20 protein-coding genes are annotated in these 25,085 nt (G+C 42.6%); 2 read left to right on the forward strand and 18 right to left on the reverse strand.

The features are described 5' to 3' along the window. The first annotated feature begins 73 nt into the window (after positions 1-73). Positions 74-244 carry a hypothetical protein gene (locus MHI15_RS01045; RefSeq protein ID WP_341164038.1) on the forward strand — a complete coding sequence of 57 codons (171 nt, stop codon included), beginning with the start codon at positions 74-76 and terminating at the stop codon, positions 242-244. A gap of 51 nt (positions 245-295) precedes the next feature. Here MHI15_RS01045 and MHI15_RS01050 read toward each other — a convergent pair whose 3' ends face one another. Continuing rightward, positions 296-1,081, reverse strand: coding sequence for an SDR family NAD(P)-dependent oxidoreductase (locus MHI15_RS01050; protein ID WP_341164039.1), 786 nt, complete (start codon positions 1,079-1,081; stop codon positions 296-298). Between the two features lie 199 nt (positions 1,082-1,280). Here MHI15_RS01050 and MHI15_RS01055 point away from each other — a divergent pair, with 199 nt between their 5' ends. Then, positions 1,281-1,934, forward strand: coding sequence for a TetR/AcrR family transcriptional regulator (locus MHI15_RS01055; protein ID WP_341164040.1), 654 nt, complete (start codon positions 1,281-1,283; stop codon positions 1,932-1,934). A gap of 138 nt (positions 1,935-2,072) precedes the next feature. Here the strand turns inward: MHI15_RS01055 and MHI15_RS01060 are convergent, their stop codons facing one another. From MHI15_RS01060 to MHI15_RS01140, 17 genes are all read right to left on the reverse strand, one after another. Continuing rightward, entirely contained in the window at positions 2,073-2,888 is an 816-nt protein-coding gene (locus MHI15_RS01060) for an ABC transporter permease (RefSeq protein ID WP_076191054.1), read from the reverse strand. Positions 2,889-2,890: 2 nt separating this feature from the next. Beyond that, positions 2,891-3,922, reverse strand: a complete 1,032-nt coding sequence (locus tag MHI15_RS01065; protein ID WP_341164041.1) for an ATP-binding cassette domain-containing protein — start codon at positions 3,920-3,922, stop codon at positions 2,891-2,893. A 109-nt stretch (positions 3,923-4,031) separates the two neighbouring features. Continuing rightward, positions 4,032-4,364, reverse strand: coding sequence for an ArsR/SmtB family transcription factor (locus tag MHI15_RS01070; protein WP_076182444.1), 333 nt, complete (start codon positions 4,362-4,364; stop codon positions 4,032-4,034). A 1-nt stretch (position 4,365) separates the two neighbouring features. Further along, positions 4,366-4,788, reverse strand: a complete 423-nt coding sequence (locus MHI15_RS01075) for an SRPBCC family protein (protein ID WP_076129854.1) — start codon at positions 4,786-4,788, stop codon at positions 4,366-4,368. A 212-nt stretch (positions 4,789-5,000) separates the two neighbouring features. Continuing rightward, positions 5,001-10,520 (reverse strand): discoidin domain-containing protein, encoded by a 5,520-nt coding sequence (locus MHI15_RS01080; protein WP_341164042.1) that lies wholly within the window; start codon positions 10,518-10,520, stop codon positions 5,001-5,003. A 31-nt stretch (positions 10,521-10,551) separates the two neighbouring features. Further along, positions 10,552-11,988, reverse strand: coding sequence for a glycosyl hydrolase family 28 protein (locus MHI15_RS01085; RefSeq protein ID WP_076301582.1), 1,437 nt, complete (start codon positions 11,986-11,988; stop codon positions 10,552-10,554). 104 nt (positions 11,989-12,092) lie between these two features. Further along, positions 12,093-13,679, reverse strand: coding sequence for an extracellular solute-binding protein (locus tag MHI15_RS01090; RefSeq protein WP_341164043.1), 1,587 nt, complete (start codon positions 13,677-13,679; stop codon positions 12,093-12,095). 87 nt (positions 13,680-13,766) lie between these two features. Then, positions 13,767-14,630, reverse strand: a complete 864-nt coding sequence (locus MHI15_RS01095; RefSeq protein ID WP_076129850.1) for a carbohydrate ABC transporter permease — start codon at positions 14,628-14,630, stop codon at positions 13,767-13,769. Positions 14,631-14,660: 30 nt separating this feature from the next. After that, entirely contained in the window at positions 14,661-15,635 is a 975-nt protein-coding gene (locus MHI15_RS01100) for an ABC transporter permease (RefSeq protein WP_076217808.1), read from the reverse strand. Between the two features lie 195 nt (positions 15,636-15,830). Beyond that, the gene (locus MHI15_RS01105; protein WP_341164044.1) at positions 15,831-18,062 is read right to left on the reverse strand and encodes an AraC family transcriptional regulator; all 2,232 of its coding nucleotides are present in this window, start codon (positions 18,060-18,062) and stop codon (positions 15,831-15,833) included. A gap of 224 nt (positions 18,063-18,286) precedes the next feature. Further along, positions 18,287-18,904, reverse strand: a complete 618-nt coding sequence (locus MHI15_RS01110) for a glycerol-3-phosphate acyltransferase (RefSeq protein WP_341164045.1) — start codon at positions 18,902-18,904, stop codon at positions 18,287-18,289. Beyond that, positions 18,904-19,995: a glycosyltransferase gene (locus MHI15_RS01115; RefSeq protein WP_076280111.1), complete on the reverse strand. Its 1,092-nt coding sequence runs from the start codon at positions 19,993-19,995 to the stop codon at positions 18,904-18,906. The genes MHI15_RS01110 and MHI15_RS01115 overlap by 1 nt, the downstream gene beginning before the upstream one ends. 65 nt (positions 19,996-20,060) lie before the next feature. Next, complete coding sequence (locus tag MHI15_RS01120; RefSeq protein ID WP_076129845.1) at positions 20,061-21,263, reverse strand: MFS transporter; 1,203 nt, start codon at positions 21,261-21,263, stop codon at positions 20,061-20,063. A gap of 10 nt (positions 21,264-21,273) precedes the next feature. Beyond that, a complete protein-coding gene (locus MHI15_RS01125) occupies positions 21,274-22,311 on the reverse strand; it encodes an ROK family transcriptional regulator (RefSeq protein ID WP_341164046.1) in 1,038 nt (345 codons plus the stop codon). 186 nt (positions 22,312-22,497) lie between these two features. After that, complete coding sequence (locus MHI15_RS01130; protein WP_076307236.1) at positions 22,498-23,013, reverse strand: GNAT family N-acetyltransferase; 516 nt, start codon at positions 23,011-23,013, stop codon at positions 22,498-22,500. Positions 23,014-23,015: 2 nt separating this feature from the next. After that, a complete protein-coding gene (locus MHI15_RS01135) occupies positions 23,016-24,218 on the reverse strand; it encodes a Gfo/Idh/MocA family protein (protein ID WP_341164047.1) in 1,203 nt (400 codons plus the stop codon). After that, positions 24,215-25,075: a metallophosphoesterase family protein gene (locus MHI15_RS01140; protein WP_076217815.1), complete on the reverse strand. Its 861-nt coding sequence runs from the start codon at positions 25,073-25,075 to the stop codon at positions 24,215-24,217. Before MHI15_RS01140 ends, MHI15_RS01135 begins: the two co-directional genes overlap by 4 nt. Positions 25,076-25,085 lie beyond the last annotated feature (10 nt).

Here is a 25,085-nt window from a genome sequence, read left to right on the forward strand (position 1 = left end):
GGCGGTGTGATTGAGATTTAGATGTCGAATGTTGATGTTGATGATGTTGGTGATGTTGACGATGTTGATGTTGATGTTGATAGTGATGTTGGATGATGTTGATGTTGATGTTGATGTTGATGTTGATGTTGATGATGATGATGTAAATTCAAGCGAACGGAGTCAAAGTCAGCAAGTCAAAACACAAAACAGCGGTTCTCCCATATTGGGGAGAACCGCTGTTTTGTTGTTTTTTTATAATTAATAAATAGTTAATCATTGCTAAGGAATACACCAACTTGAATACGTTGACCTATTAATGTCGTGTACGGAGCATGCGTCCAACAAAATAAAGCATTTGTTTACGTGTGAAAAAACGTGACATTTGAGCAGAAATATAGTTTGTAAATCCTGGGACAACAAATACTTTTTTAGCCTGAAGCGACCGAAGAGCCACTTGAACGACATTTTCTGGTGTGTCTCGTTTCCCTACCGAAGCCTCATCGGCTCCCACGACATTAAAAAATTCTGTTTCCGTAGACCCCGGACATAACGCAAGAAATTGTACGCCCCGTTTCCGATTTTCCTCCCATAGCGCTTGAGTAAATGATAATACAAAAGCTTTTGTCGCTCCATATACAGCCATATTAGGGAGAGGTTGAAATGCAGCTGTTGATGCAATGTTTATAATCACTCCACTTTTTCTATTTAACATCTCTGGCAAAAACAAATGGGTCAGATCTACAACCGCCAAAACATTTAGCATCACTTCTTCATGTTGTCTCGAACCAGATAGTTGTTCAAAAAGCCCATGCGTAGCAAAACCTGCATTATTAATAAGAATATCAACGTTCAAGCCACGTTCTACACATTGTTGATAGAGCCTGTCAGGGGAACCTTCTTGAGATAAATCAGCAACTAGAACCTCCGCTTGAATTTGAAATTCTCGTTTTAATTTTTCCGCTAAAGCAATCAGTTTATCTTCAGAACGGGCGACTAAAATTAAGTGACTTCCTTTGACTGCAAGTTCTCGAGCAAACGCTTCACCTATACCCGAAGAAGCTCCGGTAATCAACGTCCATTTATTTTGAATTGTAATCATTGCTATCCTCTCTCCCTTTAACGACCATTTAGAAACAGTGTTTCAATAAGAATCATTGTATCCAAGTGAGGTTGTGTTGTCAAATAAAGTTCTACACATTTAATTATTGGCTATTTCTCTTCTACATCAGTAAAATAAGGGTTAGAAATAACGGCTATCTAAAAAAAGCTAAAGTAAAGTTCTAAGGAAGTGAAACTACATGCAAAAATCGTCCAAAATATCTTCTATAGATGCTGAATCCGTTACAACCTACCCAAAAGCAAAGCAACGGCATGCGGAAATATTAAGACTGAACATTATCGAAGCCGCTGCGGCCATTATGCATGAATCCGGACCCGAAGGTGTAACCATCCGTAAGGTTGCTGAAAAAATGGAATGTCCCACAAAAATCATTTATAACTTGTTTGGAAACAAGGAAGGTTTAGCGAAGGAGCTTTTTCTGCAAGGGTGTAAATTGTTGGCTGCTGCCTTTCAAGCGGTTCCAAAACAAGACAATCTAAATTTATATCTTCGCGAGCTTGGACAAGCTTATTGGGATTTCTCACGGAATCATACTAGCTATTATATGGTTATGTTCGGAGGAGCCTTTAGCGAATTCAAACCGGAGGAGGAAAGCTTACATGCTATCTTTACGGCACTACAACAAGTGATAGCCCTTATTACAGAAGCCATCGAACAAGGATTTATTAACGAAAAAGACCCTCTGCTTGTTGTGAACCTGGTGTGGGCGTCATTGCATGGCGTCATTCATCTGCATTTAGGGGGACATATTCAAAACGAGGAAACGGCTAAAATATTGTATGATAGATCGCTTTCCAATTTAATTCATACTTTCTTTAAAAAAGATTATTAATTCTAAAAAGGCCTCTTTGCAAGTCCCTACTCAACAAATTCAAGCCGTAATCTTGGGATATCCTTAGATCACGGCTTTTTTAACATGCTAAAAAAACACAAAAAAAACGGCATTTCTGCCGCTTCTTCATCTCTCTAATTATGTCCGGCGCATGTATGCACGCACAGTGATAGGTGCAAAAACCGCAACAATCACAGCGGCTCCGATAAGTGAAATAGCGAAATCCCAACCTACGGTTCCAGAGTTAGCAAGCTCACGGACAGCTGACACAAGATGCGAGATTGGATTGACTTTGACAAACCATTGCAGCCAGTTAGGCATCGTATCTACAGGCACGAAGGCGTTGGATAGAAACGTGAGTGGGAACAACACAATCATTGATATCCCTTGTACGCTGGAAGCGGTTCGCGCAATCACACCAAAGAAAGCGAAAATCCAGCTAATCGACCAGGAGCAGACAATAACCAAAAGCGCAGCAATTGCGACATGCTCCAGACCGCCATCAGGTCGGTAACCCATAATATAACCCATGACAAAAGTAAGCACAGTAGCGATCGTATATCGAATCGTATCTGCCAACAAAGCTCCGGCTAATGGGGCTATTCGGGCAATCGGCAATGACTTAAAGCGGTCAAACACCCCTTTATCCATGTCTTCCCGCAGTTGGACACCAGTGACGATGGAGGTCGTGATTACAGTCTGCACTAGAATACCAGGAATAATAACGGGCAAATAGCTCACTACATCTCCTGATATGGCTCCACCAAAAATATAAGTAAACATTAGTGTGAAAATAATTGGCTGCAGCGTTACGTCGAACAATTGCTCGGGTGTGCGACGGATTTTCAATATCCCGCGATAAGCCATCGTTAACGAGTTACGAACAGATTGTTTGAAGCTCGTATGGTTTTTCAATTGTCGGGTCGCACCTGGACTAATAATAGAAGTTCTCATACTCATGCTCTTGCTGCCTCCTTATTCATTGATTCTTGTGATGCTTGGGATGCCTCATCCGTAACTCCATGGCCAGTGATCGTCAAAAACACTTCATCAAGCGTCGGTTTCTGCACACTCATCTCTGCGAGTGGAATCCCCGCTTCGTGGAGTGCAATAAGCAAATCAGTGACTAAATCAGCGTTCGCCATCGGTGCAGTAATTTTTCCAGCCTCATTCGGCACAATAGACTGGATATGCAGCACATGTTCCACAATCCGGCGCGCTTGAGCGATATCTTTAAGATTTTGGACTTTTAAGTGCAGCGAGGTGGTGCCCACTGAAGCTTTTAGCTCATCCACGGTGCCTTCTGCAACGACATGGCCATGATCAATAACTGCAATGCGATCTGCCAGCTGATCGGCTTCCTCAAGATACTGTGTAGTTAACAGCACTGTTGATCCTGTGTTCACCAACCGACGAATGGTATCCCACATTTGCGAACGTGTCCGTGGGTCCAGACCTGTTGTTGGTTCATCCAAAAAGATAAGCGGGGGCTGGGCAATCAGACTCGCTGCAAGATCCAGACGTCGGCGCATACCGCCAGAGAAATTTCGAAGCGGCCGTTTCGCCGCCTCCGTCAGACCAAACTCTTCTAACAACTCCGCTGCCTTTTGCCGCGCCTCTGCCCGCCCTAACCCTAAAAGACGTGAAAAGATAATCAGATTCTCTGTAGCACTAAGTGACTCATCCACAGAAGCATATTGTCCCGTAACCCCTATCAATTGCCGGACAATCTGCGACTCCTTTACCACATCATGCCCGAAGATTCGCGCCGCCCCCGCATCCGGACGAAGTAACGTAGCCAGCATCCGAATTACCGTCGTCTTTCCTGCCCCATTGGGACCAAGAACGCCGTAAATCGTGCCTGCCTTAACGTTCAGATTTACTCCATCAACTGCGCGATTGTCACCAAACGTTTTGACGAGCCCACGCGCTTCGACGGCCCAATCTCCAGGGTTGGGCTCAATTATTTTTTTGCGTTCATTTACCATTACAATTCCTCCAACGTTTTAGTTTGTATTGTGATGGTAACTCCCTTTTATAAACTGAATTTAAACAACACAAAAAACCGGGGAGCGCGATCTCACGCCACCCGGTTTATCACTTCTCGTCTGAGTCAGACTCAACATATTCTTTAAGCGCAAACAATTTATTAGCCCAGTAACCTTCAAAAAAGGCAAGCCAATCTTGCAGCTCCAGCAAAGGTTCTGGCTGAAGCTTATACCGGGTCTCCCGTCCGACTTTCTGACTGCTAACAAGCTGCGCATCGGACAATACCTGTAAATGCTTATTAACAGCGGTTCGGCTGATCGGGTAGCAATCCGTAATAGATGCTATAGACATTTCCTTATTAGCGAGCAGCTTTAGCAGACTGCGGCGGGTAGGATCTGCTATCGCTTGAAATACATCATGTCCTGCTTCAGCAACCGGCATATTAAGCCTCGATATAAGCAGGAAGTTTTTCTTGGACGATTTTTTCCCAGCCGCTATTCATAAAGCCGCGTACGATTGGATGTGGTTGGCCAAATTCAGTAACTTTTTCAGGGTCCCATCCAGAATGAATCAAGGTAAATTCAGTTTTCCCTTCGATTTCTTTCAGTTCAAAAGCAAGATGCCAATCCTTCCCCCAATTAAAACCAACACGATTCGGAGGATCAACTTCGGTTACTTTACAAGGAGAATCTCCGAATTGTCCAGCATGCAGGATGAATTCATGCCCAACAACAGGCTCAAATGTACTAGGCATCCACCAGGCTGCCATTCCTTCTGCCGTGGCAACAGCTTTCCAAACCTTTTCTATTGGCGCATTTAGTAAAATCGTTTGACGAATTTCTTGTAAGGGTTCTTGAGTTTGCATAATAAATAGCCTCCAGCATTCATTTAATATAACACCTTTTGGGTTCGCTTTTCATTATAACACCTATAGGTGTTATGTCAATTTACAGATTTCCCTAATTCTCCGTTCGTTATTCAACGTCTCAATCCCTAAATAGTATCCTTTAACTGCTATAAAAAAACCCTCCCTCGTTCATCCCGAAGAAGGGGCCTTCTATTACATCAGCTCTATGGTCAGTTTCTTGGCTTGACAGTTACTGTGATTTTCTCGCTAGATGTCTCGCCTGATGCATTGACTAATACCGCGTAGTATTCATATACACCTGGTGTCTTATCTTTAAGTTTCGTAACTGTCATCTGAGCCGCAGGGGTAGCCGTGCTTAGTGTCTGTGTGTCGACTACTTCTCCATTCTCATACAAACGGTACTCAGTACCATTGGTTCCCCACCACATATTCATCACAACGTCGTAAGTTCCATCCCCACTCCAGTTGTCGTGGGATACTATAGGCTTGCCCGGCGCTGCATCTGTAACAGTAAGGATTAGCGGATCGCAGGCAGTCGAACCGAAGCTGTTGACTAGCTCGCACGTGTACGTGTAGGTTCCATTTGATTTGCCCACAATATCCGTACTCATGGCTTGTGCATTCGGTGAGCTGTCCGTCAGCATCTGGGTACTGATCAGTACATCGTTTTCATAGAGCTTAAACTCGGTACCGTTGTTCCCCCACCAAAGATTCATCGTGACGGCATAGCTGCCATCTCGAAGCCCGGTGTCGTGCCCATTATTGTCAGATAACACTGGCTTTCCAGGGGCTCCACCAGCAAGCGGAGTTGTATTCTGGAGCCATTGTGACCAACGGACTAGAACCTCTGCCTGCTCAGAGGTGAACACCTGCTTGCTCTGGAGATTCACTTCACTATTAAAAGCTTCCAGCAAGCTGTGAACTTCTGCGCCAGCATGCTGCTGAGCTTTTTCTTTGGCGATCGCCAGCTGCTGCTTAAGTGAATTGGTTACGTTTTCTAAATCTGGAGCACCCGTCTCAGCTGCAAAATTTTCGGTTAATGCCGACAAGCTGTCAAATGTCGCATATACACTATACGAATGCTCTGCCAGCCCGACATTGCCCGCCGCATCCTCGGCTTTCGCAGTTACACTATGAGTTCCCGCTTCCAGCGTATACACTTTAACATCTGCGAGCGTTGAATCACATGGCGAATAAGTGATGCCTGATACAGTATCAGCTGCACTACAGGTGATGTTTAATGTCTGCTCTATGGTATAGGAACTCTCTCCTTTAATTACCAACTGTGGTGCGGTCCGATCAATCTTCACCACAGCAGTCTTCTGCGGCTGTTCCACATTACCCTCTCTATCAACGCTCCAATAAACTAACTTATGTGTTCCTTCATTGGACAAAATAACTGAATTCCCGGTTTGCTGCTCGCCATCGTTTACTGTGAAATAGGTTGCCGCAACACCAGAGCCCGCATCTGTAGCTGTGAAGGTTACCAACGTATCCTTGTTGGTCCAACCTTGTGGCGCATCATCCGTTGTCACCGGAGCTGTTGAGTCCGCCCCTTTCACTACGCCATAAAAGCGTAATTCCGCCATGTTTCCAAACCAATTACTACTATTATAGATCCGGATATAACGATAGGCTTCTGCGTTACTAATACTTAAGGTCTGCCAATCCATCGTTTTTCCTGCAGGAGAGGAGATTGTCGTCCAGCTTGTATGATCATTCGAACCCTGAACCACAGTCCCATTGATTCGTGTAAAATAATTATCTTGCCTGGAAAGCACCTCTGCCTTGGACAGCTGGACCCTATTCCCTTCTTTAAAATCAAACGTTATAAATCCTCCATATCCACTACCATTTACCCGAAAATCCGTAATTGTGCCTGCATTTCCATCGAATAATGATCCCGCAACATTCCTGAGATCGGTTGGTGTTCTCCCACTGGAATCACTTAAATTAGTAATCGCAAGCACATTACTAATCAACTCGGTCTCATCGGGAATGTACAGAGAGGAACCATCTGTAGTTGATGTTTTTTCCGGCCCCTCGATTCCCTCCTTTGACTTGTATTTAATACTAAAGTTCACAGGTCCAGGTTGTGCGTTATTGCCCATGACCGCTTCAGCCGTCCAATTGATCTTATCGACAGTAGCAACGGTTGCGGCTTGATCCTGAATATTGACATTCACTTGGTTAATTGCATCGCTTGCTTTAAAAGACAATTTCACCGTGTCCCCAGGCACAATTCGTTTCTGGATACTTTGGTCGGAGCTAATGGACACCGCATCAAGCTTTGAATTGATTGTAACATCACCATACAAACGTAGTTCAGCCATGTTTCCATACCAGTTGTTTCCATTGGTGATGCGGATATAACGATAGGGTTCTGTGCTGTTAATCGTCAACTTCTGCCATTCCGGCGTATTTCCTGCTACATTAGAGATCGTGATCCACGTCACATTGTCATTGGAGCCTTGCACCACTGTTCCATTAATTCTGCCCGCATAATTATCTTGCCTTCCGATTACTTCTACCCTAGACAGCAATGCCTGGCCGCCTTCTTTAAAGTCAAAGGTTAGATATGCACCATAACCACTGCCATTTAAACGAAAATCAGTGATGGAACCTAAATGATTATCAAATAAAACTTTTGCTGTTGCCAAAAGATCAGCCGTATTTCTTCCACTGGAATCGATTAGGTTTGCTATCTCAAGCACATTAGCGACAAGTCCCGTCTGATCTGCAATGAATAAAGTAGAACCATCTGTTGTAAAAATAGTCTCTACTGCATCCTCTCCAGCTGCCGTTTTATAATTGATCTTAAATTTCACAATACCTGATGGAACATTTTCATTCACCACAAGCTTAGCTGTCCAGTTGATATTGTCCACAGAACTGACTGCAACAGGTTGACCCTGTATATGGGCCGTGGCATTATGGATCATTTCTGTAGACTTAAAGGATAATTGAATCGTATCCCCTGGTATAATTCGATTTCTTAAGCTTTGATCCGAGTGAATGGACACGGACTCTAATTGATTTACTGTCTCATACCGCTGGCCAAAGATTCTAAATTCAGCAATTTCCAGCATAGTACTCGAAGGCTTTATCATTTCCATTTTCAAAAATCGGAATTTTTCATGCTCCAGACCTGCTTGAACCTCAAGTCTCTGCATCTCTTCAGTAACTGTTGTCAAGCCGGGGGTTAAGCGGGTCCAATTTTCTTTGTCATTCGATCCGAACATTGCAACGCCGCCAATTCTCTCCGGAAAACTAGCTCTTACCTGAAGCTCAAAGCTTTCTGCTGATATTTGAAAATCCGGTCCTAAATCCATGTAATGCGCCCGATCCTGCGCTGTATAATACCCCACAAAACTATCATTTGTGTTGTCCAGCAGGTTCGGGATAGCGTTACCAAAGGTTGAGCTAACAAACATATTCGTAAAATTAACACTTCCATCTTTCATTAATGGCGTCAATTCTTTAAGACTTTGCACTGCGAGATTCAGGTCAAATAACTTCTGATAGAAGACCTCGTCAGTGGCAGTAGTAATTACATCCATTACCTCAGCGTGCACTTGCTTATAGTAAGCTAACGTTGCCGAAATGTAAGGCACATCAACATGATAAGGAGAAATGACGGCGTTGACGGCAGATTGCCGATCATTCGCTACTACAACACTAACATCCTTGGCTGTAACCGAAGTTCCATCTGCGGCACTCACTACAAAGGAGTAGGTTCCCGCATGTGCTCCAGACCAAGAGAAAACACCTGAAGTCTCATTGAACACTGCACCCTCAGGTAACTGATCCGCTTGATAGGTAACAACATCCGTTGCACCTGCGTCTGTCGCAGAGAAATCAAATTGAATTGCAGCTGTAGATCCCTCATAGGTAAATAAAGATACTGGTTCCTTTCCTGATGTAAATACTGGAGGGGTAAGCTGTGCCCCAGCTTTTAAATTAATATGGTCAATATCGACTGTTGTTCCATTTCCTTTTACATTAAAATAGACAAGATCGCTGAAGCCTTGGAACTCATTGAACTCATACTGAATATACCTCCATTGCCCCTTTGTATCAGGCAGCGTAACGGTATCGCCAAACACCTCCATGGTTGCTATGCCATTAGTCCGAATCTTAAAAGCAATGATTCGTTCGCCACTGCTTGCACCCACAAAAGCAATTTTACTGCCCTCATCTGTTGCGGTAATTTCAACGTAAGTAGTGTCTCCTTCTTGTTTTGTGGTGGAGTGACCATCAAGCTTCGTGTACCGGTCTTCCAGTTCTCTCAAATCTGGATTCGTTATCACCTTCGGCAAATTGAGCGTACCCTCGCCCTCTGCTTCTTTAGGAATGTACAGCCAATAATCCCCGCCTCCATCCGGAGACTCCCAATAGAAAGGCAATCGCTTAGCAAACATCTCGCTAAAATAAGGAGCTTCAACCTCCATATTTATTCCAGCTGTATATTTATAATAATAATAAAGGTCATAGACATTACCGCCAATTCTCCCCCTGTAACCGCCAGCCAAGTGTTTATAGATAATCGTTGGATTTCCATTTACATCTGTATGTGCCGCCACTGGAATCCATGGTGTATCATGGCCAATCATATACTGAGCAAAGTAGTCGGCAGCTTTTAAAATCCGTTGATCTAGAAATTCATACGGACCCACCGCATTTAGCGCACTAGAAACAGTCCCCTCTACCGGATCTACCTTTGTTTCCTGAGCCAATAATAAACGTGATAAAATCTCTACATTCGTTATATCCCCAGCGCCATGCGCCTGATCTCTGCCCATTTCAACATGCTGAACTACGGGTGGATTAACTTTTTCCCCTGTTACAATATTTGTATCAACCCATCTGAATAAAGCTTTTATCGCGCCATTTTGCCCCTGATCGACAGCGGTTTTATTGACGGTAAACCATTCAACTCCCTCATTGTACCTCTCTGTATTTCCTGTAAAAATATAACCTGACATAGCTCCAAGCAGCGGATAAAGATGCTGGTTCATAAAACGATCATTTGTGTGTTGGAACGTTTCAATAACCGGATTAATAAGATTATTCGTAAAATCAGCGACATCTTTTTCCGTCCATTTCAGCTCTTCAGTTTGAGCACTTGTGTACCTTAAGATTTCCGCCGCAGTAACCATTCGATTAAGTGGAATTCCTGTATGAATATGTGCATCATTAAAATACACGTATTTCTCAGGGTCCATCTGTGACCAAATCCGGATAATATGCATGGCATTGGCTCTGTAAACCTCATCACCCGATATTACATACAATAGAGCTTGTGTATAAGCCTTCAAACCATCCGCTATAAATCTTGAATTAAAGCCCTGGCTATTAAAAGCATCGCTCGCTAGTTTCAACGGATCCGCACCACTTTGATTGTTGGAAGTGACCGTCCTTGAAGCTGCCGGAGAGAGAAGCATCTGATTATAGTAAGTGATCCAGGGTTCTTTTTGCGCCCGTACCTGTGTCCTAATATTCTCAAGAATTTCCTTAGTCAGGCCAACACCCGGATGTTTGAATCCGCTTTCATCTATAACCTCATTAATGGTAGGTTGGTAATCCGTAATTATCGACAGCTCTGTCGATTCTACTGCGGCTCCTTCTGCCGATAAAGGCACTAGCGTTACCAACAAACTTAAGGAAACTGTGATCCTAACAATACGTTTAAGCGATTTTCCAAAGAGTAGCTCTTTAAATGAATTCATTGTTCTCCTCCATTCATTTACATCCTCTGATTTAATGCAAATAAATACCGCTGGCAAATTCATTCACTACAAAATGTTTGTTATTCAGGTCGACAATAACCTCTCCATTAATCTGAAGATTATAAAAATAAATATCCTTCACACCTCTTTCCTCGTCATAGCCGAATATACGGGAAGGATTGATATTCTTCCCATTGTAGGTGATATCGCTAAACTCTATATTTTCGATACATCGTCCTGGCACCGGATTATAGGTTTTATTCCAGACCACGCGGACATCAAACAGCTGCCCCAGTTCAAAATCCTCCACCCGGATATTTTTGAAAGTAACCTTACGAACGGTATTGTTGTCCCCTGCACAGATTGCCATAACCCCCCAATAATTTTCCTGTGGCTCGTGATGCTCAAGCACATCGATATTTTCAAACCAAATATTTTCTATAAAATCGCCATTATGTTGGTGATCACCATGAATACCGACATGCATGGCATGAGCAACGTCCGCCCAGAGTATGGAATCTTTAACCGTGATATGGCGTGAGTCTCCATAATACTCTCCACGGCTGCCGTAAATGGCAATGCAATCATCAGAAGTTCTCAAGAACACATCTTTAATATCCACATTTGAGCTAGCCATCATATCAATTCCATCACACCAGCCGCGTGTACTGAAAGCTTTGAAGTTATGAATGCGGATATGCTTAGACGCTCCGATATATATACTGTAATGCGGAGGATCAAGCGTGATGATCCCTTCGATCTCAACCTGTTCAGAATGCTGGATTTGAACGCCTCTTAAATAAGTGGTTTTCTCCATATCCGCCAAATACAGAACACCTCTGCCGCGAACAACAACATTCTCAGCATGGTCAATCATTATGGATCCGCAAAGGAGCGCGCCTCCGGCAATATAAACTGTGGTCCCAGAAGGGATATGCAGCATTGGATTCTCGAATTGATGAAGCCCGGGCATAAAATATATCGTTTGACGCTCCCCATTAGCCCTTTCTGACAAATGATGAACTTGTTCTGCGATAGCCGCAAATTGATGTATTCCTGGTTGGACAAGCACTACATTATCATCGTCAAGTTTAGGTGGGGCTGTCTCCAAGGGGTTGGCAAAAAGATGCAAGTTACTAAAACGTTCTCCATTGATTTCAATGGAAAGCTTACACGGGTGCTCCAATGTGAACAAAAGGGTATTCTCTTCGATTTGAAAGGGAATATGGGTTGCCAAAGGGCGAATAACCGCTTGTTCAATCTGCCGGTTATTACAATGAACAGAGACCTCCACCGTGCCTTCCATATCAAAATAAACCATCGATGTCGATCGAACCTGATGCATATCCACCTTTGCTTCAAAAACAAACAGTGCTTGCCATCCCCCACCAGGCTCTCGTACACTCACTGTAAAATCGTCTTTCCCCAGGGCTTCATTCGGCTGCTCATAAATAATTAATCCGCTCATTTCTACCTCCGTTATCTTAAAATCAACTCTCTTAAGGGTTTAATAAATAGGCTGGAGCAAGCTTTTGCTCCAGCCTATCATCCAGTACTAATCAGCGAACGCTGCTATTTACGATCTGCCAGCACTTTATTTACCTCATCCGTTACTTCCTGACCTCCGGCCTTTAGCCAGCTATCCTTGAAATTATCAAAATCTTTACCCGTGTTCGCTTCTCCTGTAATTGCTTTGATAACAAACGTATCTTGCAACGTCTTCAGATTGCCCCAATACTTGGGTTTGCTTGTTAATACGGCTGGTCCCAGTACATCTAGCAATGGTGTAACACCTGGAGTGATCTTGTCTCTCAAATCTAGCAATTCTTGTTTTACCGTATGTTTTTCCATTGAAGTGTCTGTGGAGCTAAGTGGATTATAGAAATTGCCCGCTCCCATCTTCGGAGCACTAACCTCTTCATCCGCTTTTGGAATGGCAAGGTCCCCTTCCATATCATAGCTCACACCCAATTGACCGAAACCTGTCAGCAGAAAACCTTCGGAATCCGTAGACACATATTCGAGAATTTCCATAATCTTATGACGTTTCTTCTCATCCTTTTCGAGTTGAACACCGAACAATACCGGTGCTTGTCTTGCACCATACGCGAAAGAATAAGCAACGCCATCTGGGGCTGTAAACGGCTTGCCAGGCACGAATATTTGACCTTTCTCTAGACCAGGTTTTGCGACAAACCCAGATTCTTTATAAAAATTGCCCCACTTCCCGTTATCAACCATACCCACTTTTTGATCAGCAAATTTAATATTGATTTCGTTATTATCACTAGTTATGAATTCAGGATCAATCAGACCTGCTTTGTACCATTTGCTCAATAACGCCAATGCTGATCGCGTCTCTTCTGTAATGCCTCCATAAACTACGTTCCCGGAAGCATCCTTCTTGAACTGATAAGGGGAAACAGCAAATGCTGAGAATACACTTGTGAACAATTGCTCTGGAAGCTTGCCGCGGCCGATTAAGCCGTAAGTATCCTTCTTCCCATTTTTGTCCGGATCTTCATTAACAAATTTGGTGAGTACATCCTCAAGCTCTTCCAGGGTCTTTGGAGGTTCTGAGTAGCCAATATTTTTCAGCCAGGCTTCATTATAGCCCGGAATAAATCCATCAAGACCACCTGGCCAAATTTTCGGGATGCCCCAGTTTTTTTCGTTGTATAAGCCTACGCCCCATGCCCCGGAATCAACCGAATCCAATGCTGCTGCATATTTCGGCATCAGGGATTCAATTTCAGCCTTATCAATCGTCGCAATAATCCCTTGATCTGCCCATTGCACCATATCCGTTTCGTTTGCATCGACCGGGAAGATATCAGGAATATCTCCAGAAGCTAGAAGCACTGAAAATTGTTCTTTCCAAGTTCCACGTTCCAATTTAATATTTTTGATTTTTACATTAAATTTCTTCTCGAGCTCGGTTTGCACATAGTTACCGTCTTCTTCTGGCGTATTAAAGTTGTTCGCCCAAATAATTTCAATCGGAGCTTCAGCTGCTGATGCCCCCCCTTGACCTTGATTCGTCGCCTTCGCTTCGTTAGTGTTATTATTCGCCGCATTCCCGCCGCAACCACTCATGACAAGTGAAGCCGATAGGGCTATCGCAGCAATTTCCAACCATTTCTTGGATGTATGCCTCATATTCTTTTATTTCCTCCCTTTTTTTGTTCATCTATATATTTAGACAGCCCGCGGATATAGCGGACTGTTTAAACCGTTCTAAGCCTTCTAACCCTTAAGTGATCCAACCATAATTCCTTTGACGAAGAAACGTTGTAGGAATGGATAGATCATTAATATAGGCAGCGCTGTAAACATAATAATAGCCGCTTTGACCATTTCAGGAGCCTGCTCATTGGTAGGAAGTGGTAACATCGGATCTCCTTCGGCTGAAATAACAAGCCGTCTTAAGAAAAGCTGTAGTACAATCTTTGATTGATCCTGCATATACAACATTGCATCAAACCAAGCGTTCCAGTGCCCTACTGCAGTCCATAGGGCTAATGTTGCTAGAACAGGCTTCGACAGCGGAATAACAATCGTAAATAAGATCCGCATATCATTAGCCCCATCTATTTTAGCTGAATCCTCCAGTTCCTCCGGTATACCCATAAAGAAATTTCGCAGGAGCAGAAGATTAAACGTGCTGAGCAGGCCGGGGACAATATAAACCCATAACGAATTTATAAGTCCCAGACTTTTGATTAGCAGATAGGTAGGGATAAGCCCGCCGCCAAAAAACATCGTTACGACAATGAACATTGTATAAAATCCCCGGTGCGGCAAATATTTACGAGATAGCGGATATGCTCCCAGTGACAGAAACACGAGTGTCAGAACTGTTCCTACAACTGTGCGGAAAACCGTATTCCCCATCGTTTGCCAGACCGTATCTGTTGTCAGTACACGCTTCCAAGCAAAGAAGGAAACTTCTTTGGGATAGAAATGAATTCCCGGCCGTAGTGCTTCCGCAGGGGTGCTAAACGATATAGAGAGCACATGCAAGAAGGGATAAATCATCGTAATACAAAGAATGATTACAAATAGGATTAGAAAGACTTGGAATACTTTTTCACCAGTGGATAGCTTCAATTGTAGTTACTCCTTCCTTACATTCATTCATTAATAAAGACCTTCCTGCCCCATTTTTTTCGTTATGAAGTTAGCAAATAACACCAGGATAAGACCCACCACATTTTTAAATAATCCAACAGCCGTCGTTAGACTGAACTGAAAGTTTTGCAGACCTATCCGGTACACATAAGTATCTAACGTATCCGCCACCCCATATACAGCTGGTGAATAAAGTGTTAAGACTTGATCGAAGCCAGCATCCAGCACACTCCCTACCCGAAGAATAAGCAGAATAGCAATCACCGGCAGGATCGAAGGAATGGTGATAAATAACGTTTGTTTCCAGCGATTGGCTCCGTCCAGAACTGCAGCTTCGTACATTTGGGAATCGATGCTTGCTAATGCTGCTAAGTATATAATCGTTCCCCAGCCGATTTCCTTCCATATTCCTGACATAACGAGCGTAAAGCGGAAATATTTCTCGCTGCCTAAAAAGTAAATGGGATCAAAGCCGAGCCACTGAATAATATAATTGACCACACCGGAATTCGGAGATAACAAAGCGATCAATATCCCCCCAATAACGATCCAGGATAAGAAATGGGGTAAATAGGATATCGTCTGTGCAACCTTCTTGAAGAAGGAAAACCTAAGTTCGTTAAATAACAGAGCCAATATGATCGGTGCAGGAAAACCAAAAATGATATGGTAAAAACTGATAATAAGCGTGTTCTTAATGATTTTCAAAAAGTCGGGTGAAGCTGTGAACAAATATTCGAAATGCTTTAAGCCGACCCAAGGACTTCCCCAAATTCCATCACGAATAAAATAATCTTTAAAAGCCAGTTGAATGCCATACATCGGGCCATAAGCAAATACGGTATACCAGATGATCACGGGAGCTAGTAATAAGAATAAATATTTGTTTTTTTTGTATTGGCGCCAAGTATGTGTCCACCTCGAGACTTTCGGCTTAAGATTCTCTCCCTGTTTTTGAATGCCAGCAGTGCTTGCCGGGTTCATAGTTGTTTTCTCCTTCCGAATACGATTTTGCGTTAAGACTGTGTCTGAACACCCCTTACGTTAGGGCATTGTAAGCGCTTTTTCTATTGTAAATTCATTAAAATCAGTAAATTATCTTCGTATTGGGGCTATAATTTTTCGAACAAAAGAAAAGACAATCGCGAGACGATTGCCTTTTCCACATGGATTGGAGAATTATGCACTTGAATGGTTCGAATGGTTTGCATTGCCTGCGTTCCTATACTGGACCGGTGTAACTCCGTAACGTGTTTTGAATTTGTTGTGAAAATATTGCGGGTTACGATAACCCACCTGAGCAGAAATCTCAGCCACGGACAGCTGCTTTTTTTCTCTTAATAAATCAGCCGCCTTCTCCAACCGCACTCGGGTTACATATTCAGTGAACGATTCATTCATAACGGTTCCGAACAAGGTAGAAATATACGATGGCGCCAACGAAGCAACCTCAGATAATTTATTTAGCGATAAATCCTCTTGAATATTATCATCGATAAAGATTTTTAATTTATGAATGATCTCTGTATGTGCGTGATTTCCTGACTCTTGAATATAAGCTGTAATTTGTGCCGATAAATCACGAATGGAATCAAGGGTTTCGGCCAACGTCTCCTTTTTGAACTCATCGAACAGACTGGAAGGCGAAACGATTTGTTGCAGATCAAGCTCAATAATGGTCTGATACAGGACCGTAACCAACTGAAGCAGGCCTAACTCAACTGTCTCCAATTGGACATCACCTTTCTCCATGACCCTTTGGAAATCGTCCATAAACCTGTTCATCGTAACGTCATTGCCTGCCTTTAAGGCATTTTTATAAAGATCAAAAGAGAATAAGTGTGGCGTAACATCGTTAAGCGGGATATGTGAATACCGCGCAATAGCTTCCGAACCATAGATAAACCGATATCGATAGGCATGTAAGGCATTTTGATACGAAAAGGGTATTTCTTCAGGTGCCTGAACCTTCGATCCAAGCGCTGCTCCAAAGTGTAGTTGCTCAGGCAACACATTTTTTATAAGCTCCAGTTCCTTCAATAATAAAAGCTCCAGCTCTTCGTGATCCTTATTCAACTCACTGAAATAGATAAGCGCCGCTTCCTGGGTATTTAAGCTGATAAATTTATAAAAGCTATAGGCAGCATGCTGTTCATAAAAAGCCCTGAATTCCTCGCAATCTCCCTTAGTTATACGAATATAGCTAGTCATGTAATGACATTGCAAAGGTAAATAATCGTAGTAATCCGAGCCAACGCCTGCACCTAATACCAGATTTTTTAGATCATTCACTTTAGCTTTAGATTCTAAGGTTTCGATTTTTTGACCTAGCTTTGAGATTGTACTACCAATAATAGCGAATTCATTTTGCGAATAGTTTACGGTGCCTGGATGATAAAAGCTGCGAACATTGTTAACAAGCTTCTTCATCGGAACATATACACGTTTGGAAATCAAATAAGCGAATAGAAGCCCAATTAACAATACCAGGATACAGCTGACAAATATTTGGCTCTTCAGCTGCTTTGATGAGGATACAAATGAATTCATAGGCCGTATTAATACGTATTTCCATTGATTATTCGAGGTTTGGTCATTTTTAAAAGACAACACATATTTGTCGCGTTTATTATAATGAATTTCCTTATTATTCCCTGCTGACTCCATCCATTGCTTAGCAGTCTTAAGCCCCTCTTCGACGTTCGAGCCCGTATGGATAATAGGGCTGCCCTTTTCATCAAAAGCATATAGCTTTTCCATCGGCGAGCTCATCGTGCTGGAAATCATTTTATTGATGTATTCTAAGCTAACGTCAATGTACATGGTGCCTGTTGATGTTTTTGATAAAGCACCATAGGGAAGGGCGATTGCGTAAGTCAACACCTCTTCTTCATCCGATAACGTTCTATATGTCCAGCGGTTTAAGGCTGGTGTCACTGAAGTTTTCAAGAAGGAAGCATCTGGAGAATTGTCCAGCTTCGAATAAAATTGGCTGTTATCGATGATATAATTTCCTTTCTCGAAGTATGTAGATATTTTGTAAACGCCTTCATTAGTAAGCTTGAAAATTTCGAGATCCTTGCGAAAAGCTAATATTCTGCTCGTATTGCCTTCCCATTCACTATCCAGTAAATAATTCAGCATAGATTGATTTTCTAACGACAAGGTAGACACTGCTCGGTTGCGGATACTGTTTTCGTATTTTTGCAGCAGCGTATTCTCCACAAAATCACTTGAAGTCATCAGTCGTTGCTTACTGTCTCTGGCAATCTCATCCACCATTAAGCGATTAGCCTGAACATACAGATAACTGCCCACAAGTCCGATTAAAACAACGGCTAATAATGTGAATGAAAAAATCAGATGGGTAAACCATGTGCCTCCATTTCTTAATCTGCCGCCGATCTTCATCACAAGCCCCCCTTTAGTTCATAACCCTATCTCTGTAACTTTCTAAATTGAAAGCATTTATAATTAAAGATACTAAAATACACCAACTTTAGCTATTATAAAATCTTCTGTTTAAAGATAACGCATCTTATAAAACCGAAAAAAAACAGGCTTCCCCGAAATTATTCGCTGGAAACCTGTTTATTAACCTATACAAAACATCTATCGCGACAAAGAAAGTAACTTCAATGCCCCCGCTCCCTTTTTGAATATTCCTTCACCCATGCAATCCATTCTAACCTGTGCGTATACACAAGGATCACAAAGCTCCCAAACCATACCCACAGGATAGGAGCAGACCACTTACTGATGCACAAATAAACAAAAAGGAGCAGCATTCCTCTAACCACTTGCACACCATCCGAGACAGGTGAATTCCCTCTGCTTTTGTACCCGCTGCCGAGCACTTTCAACACTGCCAGGATAACTGCTAACGCTAAAGAGGCCTTGAATCCTGTCAACGCGCTCCATACCCCAAAGGTTACGGCAATCGCCTTTCCTCCTTTTCCTTTAAGAAATAGAGAGAAGGCATGACCGGCAATAGGAGCTAAGGCTAGCGGAATAATGAAATAACCCTGACTATAATGACTTTCCATTACCCATAAAAGAGGCAAATATCCTTTTAAAAAATCCAACAACACCCCAAAAATTCCGAATTTATAGCCAGATGACTTCCATAGATTCAAAGCCCCCGGATTACCGTCGCCAATGTCTTTCAAGTTCTTTTTACGCGCAAGACCAAGCCAATAGGAAAACATAAGAGATCCCGACAAAAATAAACCCGCGACCCACAATATGATCATTAGTCCCTAGGGCCTCCCACCTGGATCTGCCTTCCTTTCCAGCTTACATGCCTCAGAAAAACGACCTGATATATCGAATAAAGCATAATCAAGATAAAGAAAACAGTTGCCACCACGTGAAATACAGGAATAACGATGCCAAATACACCTACATATTTTATAAAATAAAAGAGCTGGAACATATAAAGGAGATAACCGATCAATAAAGGCATAAACCATGAAGTATTCGCAAAAATAAACACAGTTTCTGAGATGATGAGTCCGATCACCCAAAGCGCGATTGGAATAATTGTCCGCGGGCTTAACGTTGAGGTGCTTAAGACAGCCCCTTTACTGAAGCCTTCAATCTCACTTTTTATCCCCTTCGGATACATACGAAAAGATACTAAGCCATAACCGATAAAATTTCTAATGGGAACACCTGCAGCGATAAACTTCTCTCCTAAAGACAAATCATCCAGCACTTCAGATCTAATACTTTGATGGCCATTAACTTTTTCATAATCCTGCCTTAAAGCTAGAATACACGAACCGTATAATCCTTTTTTAGCGTTATTCTTTTCAAAAACAGAGGTGAATGTGAAGATCCCCAGCACATTCATGATTAAGGCAAGTTTCTCAAACAGCTTTTCTGTATGATGAAAAGGAACTACCGAAATGACACCTTTCGATAGCTCCCTTGCTTTTAATAATGAGGCCAGAGCGTTAGGCTTTAACCGGATATCTGCATCCAAGAAAGCAAAAATATCGCCCGAGGCTTGTAAATATCCATTCCAGACTGCCCAGCTCTTGCCCGTCCATCCCTCAGGGAGACTGCTGTTGGCAATAACCTTAACTCCATAGCTTTCGGCAATTTCCTTGGTCCGATCCTCCGAGAAATCATCCACAACAATAATTTCATAGGGGGCAATGGTTTGGAGCTGGAGTGAGTCAAGCAGAAAACGCAAATTGTATTCTTCATTTCTTGCGGGGATGATGATGGACAATTTCTCCGGTCCTTGAAAATGTTCGGGATCGGCGGCCAATATATTCTTTCTAAACAATATAAAACCGGAGAGACATCCAACACCTATAATAATTAACAACCACATTTACAGCTCCCCCCTCCTATAGCTATATATATGAAGGGTTAGTCCGTAATATATTCAATTCAAACTTAACCGACATTTACTTTTGCTGAGTATTGATTTAGCTTTTCTGTACACAAGAGCATAACGATGGCGAAAAAAACGATCATCGCAGGAAAAATACCCAGCGTGAATTTCGAAGCTAATAAGCCGATAAAAGGCGGCATCAGCGTGGTGCCGGTATAAGCTGTTGCCATCTGAAAGCCCATAATCGACTGAGCATGTTTCTTCCCGAATCGTACAGGGGTTTCATGTAGCATACACGGAAAAATGGGGGCTAACCCTAAACCTATAATCATAAATCCTACAAGTGAAACTATAGTTGGAAGCGGCAATACTAACAGTACCGTACCGATTAAAGCAATGAGCTGGCCATATCGAATTAGCTGTTTATTACTCATTTTAAAAGTAATGAAACCCGTCACCATTCTACCAAAGGTAATCCCTAGATAAAAAAATGATACCCATGTCGCTGCAGTTGATGCAGGAATGTCTTTAATGTTTACAAGAAAGCTGCTCCCCCATAAGCCCATACTCGTTTCGATGGCAGAATAAAATAAAAAGGTTAACATTGCTAGCTTTACCCCTCTTAATTTCCATGGTTTTGTGTTCTCTGCGGCATGCTCTAGCTCCGGATGGTTGAACTCAGGATCACTTTCAGCATTCGGGTGGTTATTGCTCCCAGCCACTCTATCCCATAAGGGCAGTGTAACGAATAGAATAATGACTAAGCTCAATTGTATGTAAGCAACCGTAAGATAACCTTGCCGCCATAGACCTTCTCCAGAGATAAAAGAGCCCATAATAATAGGACCCAGCGTGGCGCCCACTCCCCAGAAACAGTGTAACCAACTCATATGATGGGCTTTATAATGCGTAGCCACATAACTATTTAATCCGGCATCTACAGATCCTGCACCTAAACCAAGTGGAATTGCAGCAATAATTAACCAGACTAACGAAGGTGACCCTGCAAAACCAAGCAACGCTACAGCAGTCATGATACAGCTAATAAGAGTCACTTTCCCTGTACCAAAACGTTTAAGGATAACACCACTCATCAAACTGGAGACAATTGTCCCTACTGCAATAACCATCGAAAGAATTCCAGCAGTACCTAATGAAGCATTTAAGTCCATTCTCATCACTGGCCAAGCGGAGCCAAGCAATGAATCCGGCAAGCCTAAACTAATAAATGCTAAATAAATAATAATAAGAAAAAAAGTTGCCATAGTTATCTCCTTAATTGTTCTCATCTATTTGTTGTGAAACTAATAAGCCTAATCCAAGACTTTGTAATCCATTCAGATAATCACGTTTCAAGTTACTTACCGCTAACGCTGGAAGATGCTCCTTCGGAACGTATATTGCACTCCGTTCATAGATTTGATTAAGCATGGCTGGAGCTAATTCATCCTCACAAAAAATAATATAATGCGGATTCAAAATAGAAGTCATAGTAGCCACTAATCGACTAATCGCATCCACACTATGATTCGATTGCATATTTGATCCACCAGGATCTCCAGTTAATGCCTCTATGAAATTTTTATGATCATACTGTGGCAAAAATTGAACTTCTCCTGAAAAAAACGTCTTTCCTCGCACGATTTCACCATTAACCGCGATCCCAGCCCCCGGACCATTTTTCCCTAAATACAGATACATTAGAGATATATTCTCTTTCAAATTTCGTTGCGTCATATAGCCGATTACAGCGGCATTCATATCATTTTCCACGATTGTCGGAATAGATAGTTGATCTTCTATGTGTCTTTTCAAATCTAAATTCTGATATTTCTCATAACCCGGAATCAGAAAAATCTGCCCATGATTCACCGCACCTGGAACTCCAATAGCCACAGATTGGATTTTAGGATTGGCCTTTTTTTCATCTTCAATAAGCATGACCAGTTTACTAACATCTTCCTCAAGAATACTGGGCAAACTCCCTTCTTTGATTACCTCCCCAATGCAATTATAGATGGTATAATTGGTTTCATTTTTTTCCAAAAAAACAGCCATCCCTAACCGATAATTCGGATTATAGGTGTATCTTATTGCCCTTCTTCCCCCACTTGACTCATCCAGACCGCTGACCGTTATTTCCCCTGCCTCTTCCATCTGCATTAGAAATTTACTTATCGTTGGGAAACTGTATTGCAATTTATGGCTTAACTCTGCCTTCGTTGCTTTTCCTAGTTCTAATAATGCTGTTCGAATACTTCGGATAATTTCAGATTTCATTTGCTGTGAAGGAAGTCGTTTCTCACTCGCCATGGCTCTCCCACTCTCTCACCTATAGTCATACTGACTTATTAAACGCGTTTAATAAGTCAGTATGACTATAGCAGCAATTAAACCTACCGACAAGTTAATTCTTGAATCAAGTTTCTTCCGTAGGTGCCAGAATGAAATAAGGAGGCGTATAGCCCCCCTAATCCCTAGCATTAATCATTATCAAAATCAAAGCCTTTGCAGGATTCGCTCCCACCTTCCAGGATGACTATCGTCTAAGTACACCGGCTGAAATCCTAATTTCAAATAAATACGGATGGCGGGCAGTCTGAAATCATCGGTCTCTAAAGAGGCTGCCGCTCCACCTGATTCTCTTATTTTGTGCAAAATAGCAAGACTTACAGCATAACCGAGTCCTTTGCCAGAATATTCCGGAAGCACTCCAACCATATGCAAGTACCAGCTCTTAGGGTCTCCACTGTCTAATTCCCAGGCCGTAGCTGTCGCTACAGGCTGATTCCCGCGGCAAATGAACAACAAGCGATCCGAATACAAGGGTACATGATCACTGATTTTATCTACGAATTTAACTTCTCTCGTAAAAGAATGACGGATAAGATCCTCCCAATTTCGCTCGTCCTCCGGCTGGAAGGACGTAAGTCGATACCCAGCGGGGCAATGAAAAGCAGGCAAGTCGGACAGCATTTCTTTTTTCATTACAAGTTTGGAAAGCGCCTGTTCCACCGTCAAATTCTCACCTTCGATCTAAAATCAGGAAAAGCTATAACTTTCCCACCCATCTCTACAGATTCCATAGATAATGTAAACACAGAGCTCCAAGTAACGGCATCATATACGTCCACCGAAGGGGTGCGATCCTCCTGAATCGCGGAAATGAATTCCTCAAGCACCATAAAATCACCTCCGCCATGTTTCGTCCCAGCAGCGTATTCGCCCCATTTTTTCCAGGTTGGATGATCATAAAGTGGCTGATAGCTGCTTAACGGCTCCCACAATTCCTCTCCATCCTCTATATTTTTGGGTGAAAGATTCCTGAACCAGATCAAATCTTCCTCTTGCTGATGGCGGCCCGTAATATACGCCCCTTCAGTTCCTTGCAGCAAATAATGAGTTTTATTATGAGGTCGTACAGAGCTCCAATCTACACGCAGCTCAATCAGTACACCCTTTTCCGTTTGGATGACCGCAACCGCACTGTCGCCTTGCCGCCAGAAACCTTCACGCGCTGCCGGATGATCTTTTCCATAATGCTCTCCAAAATAATATTGTAAGGATCTTGATTTAGAAACAAAAGTCGAGATGCTTTTTAATCGATCTCCATCAGGCTTATTGAGATTAATCCATTGGGCAACTGGACCTATAGAATGCGTCGGATAATTGATCCCGTTATACTGCTGATGTAATTGCCCCCGCCAAGTCAGAGATCCATCCGGATGATGAGTCAAGTGACGTAAATCATGGATGTATCCGCCTTCCAGATAAGTAATTTCACCGAACATGCCTTGATCCGCCATATGTTTAATCGTCAGATTGGAGCGCGAGAAGCAGTAATTTTCAGACATCATATATTTAAGTCCAGTTTGTTCAACAGTTTCGATAAGCTCCCAAGCTTCCTCTAAAGATTGGATCGAAATCACTTCGCTTAGGACATGCTTACCCGCTTTTAAAGCATCAATAGATTGTCTGGCATGCAAATGCATGGGGCTTAAGATAAACACCGCATCAATTACCGAATCTTTTAACATTTCATGATAATCCCGATACGTTCGGATGTCCGGAAATTTCTCTTTCCATTGATTAAGAACCCACTCATTCAAGTCACAAGTGGCGGTCAGATGTATCCGATCCGATAGAGAGTATAGTGCATTCATAAAACTGGCCCCGCGATTCCCGCCTACGATGGCTAATCTTACTGGCTGGCGATTCATTGCTGGTCCACCTGCTTTCTGTCCCTTTGAAGTCGATTGATGATTAGTTCCTGATCTCCCGCCTCCCCTTCAGCCTGCGGATATTTTTCATAATCAAAAATGCTGAGGGTAAATAATGAAGACCATTTACTTAATTGCTCGCTCGCCAGACTCACCATCTCTAACCGGATCTCATCTTCAAGCACAGTGAGAATTCGAGCAGCAGGAATATCCAGAATGGAGGCCGTTTGAATGAAATGCCAGTTTTCTTGTCTAACGATGGAATGTACATGATTATGGCCGTTAAAATAAAAACCCACACCTTGCCACTGCTTCAATATCGGCCAAATATCCAAGCTGGGATCCAGTGACATCATCGGTTCGGTTGATCTAGCCGTCGTATTATACAAGGGATGATGGCCAAAAACGAATAGTGGCTTATCTGTAGTCCGCTTCATTTGTGCTTCGAGCCAGGCTAACTGTTCATCATCAAGCGTTCCGCTCCAATCGTCACGATTTTCCCGTGCGGTATCCAGCAATATAATGATCGCATGGGTCTCTTCAATCACACTGTATCGCTGCTGCCGGGTGACGGAAAGGATTTCTTGCTTAGGATAAGTGTACGTATCATGATTGCCAAGAACATGTAGAAAACGCCTGGAATGCTTGCTGTCCTTAATCTTACCCATGATATAATTAAATTCGCTAAATTCTCCTGCATGCACCATATCTCCCACAGAAATATGATAATCGGCTGGGATGGACAAAAATAGATTCATAAATTGCTCGTAAAAAGCATCTCGTGCCTCTTTAATCAAAACCTTGTTGTTTAACAATTCGTCCGGATAATGTAAGTCTCCGATAATCGCCAGCCTCATAAATGCCTCC

Source organism: Paenibacillus sp. FSL H7-0918 (assembly GCF_038007025.1).
Classification (GTDB): Bacteria; Bacillota; Bacilli; order Paenibacillales; family Paenibacillaceae; genus Paenibacillus_AQ; species Paenibacillus_AQ odorifer.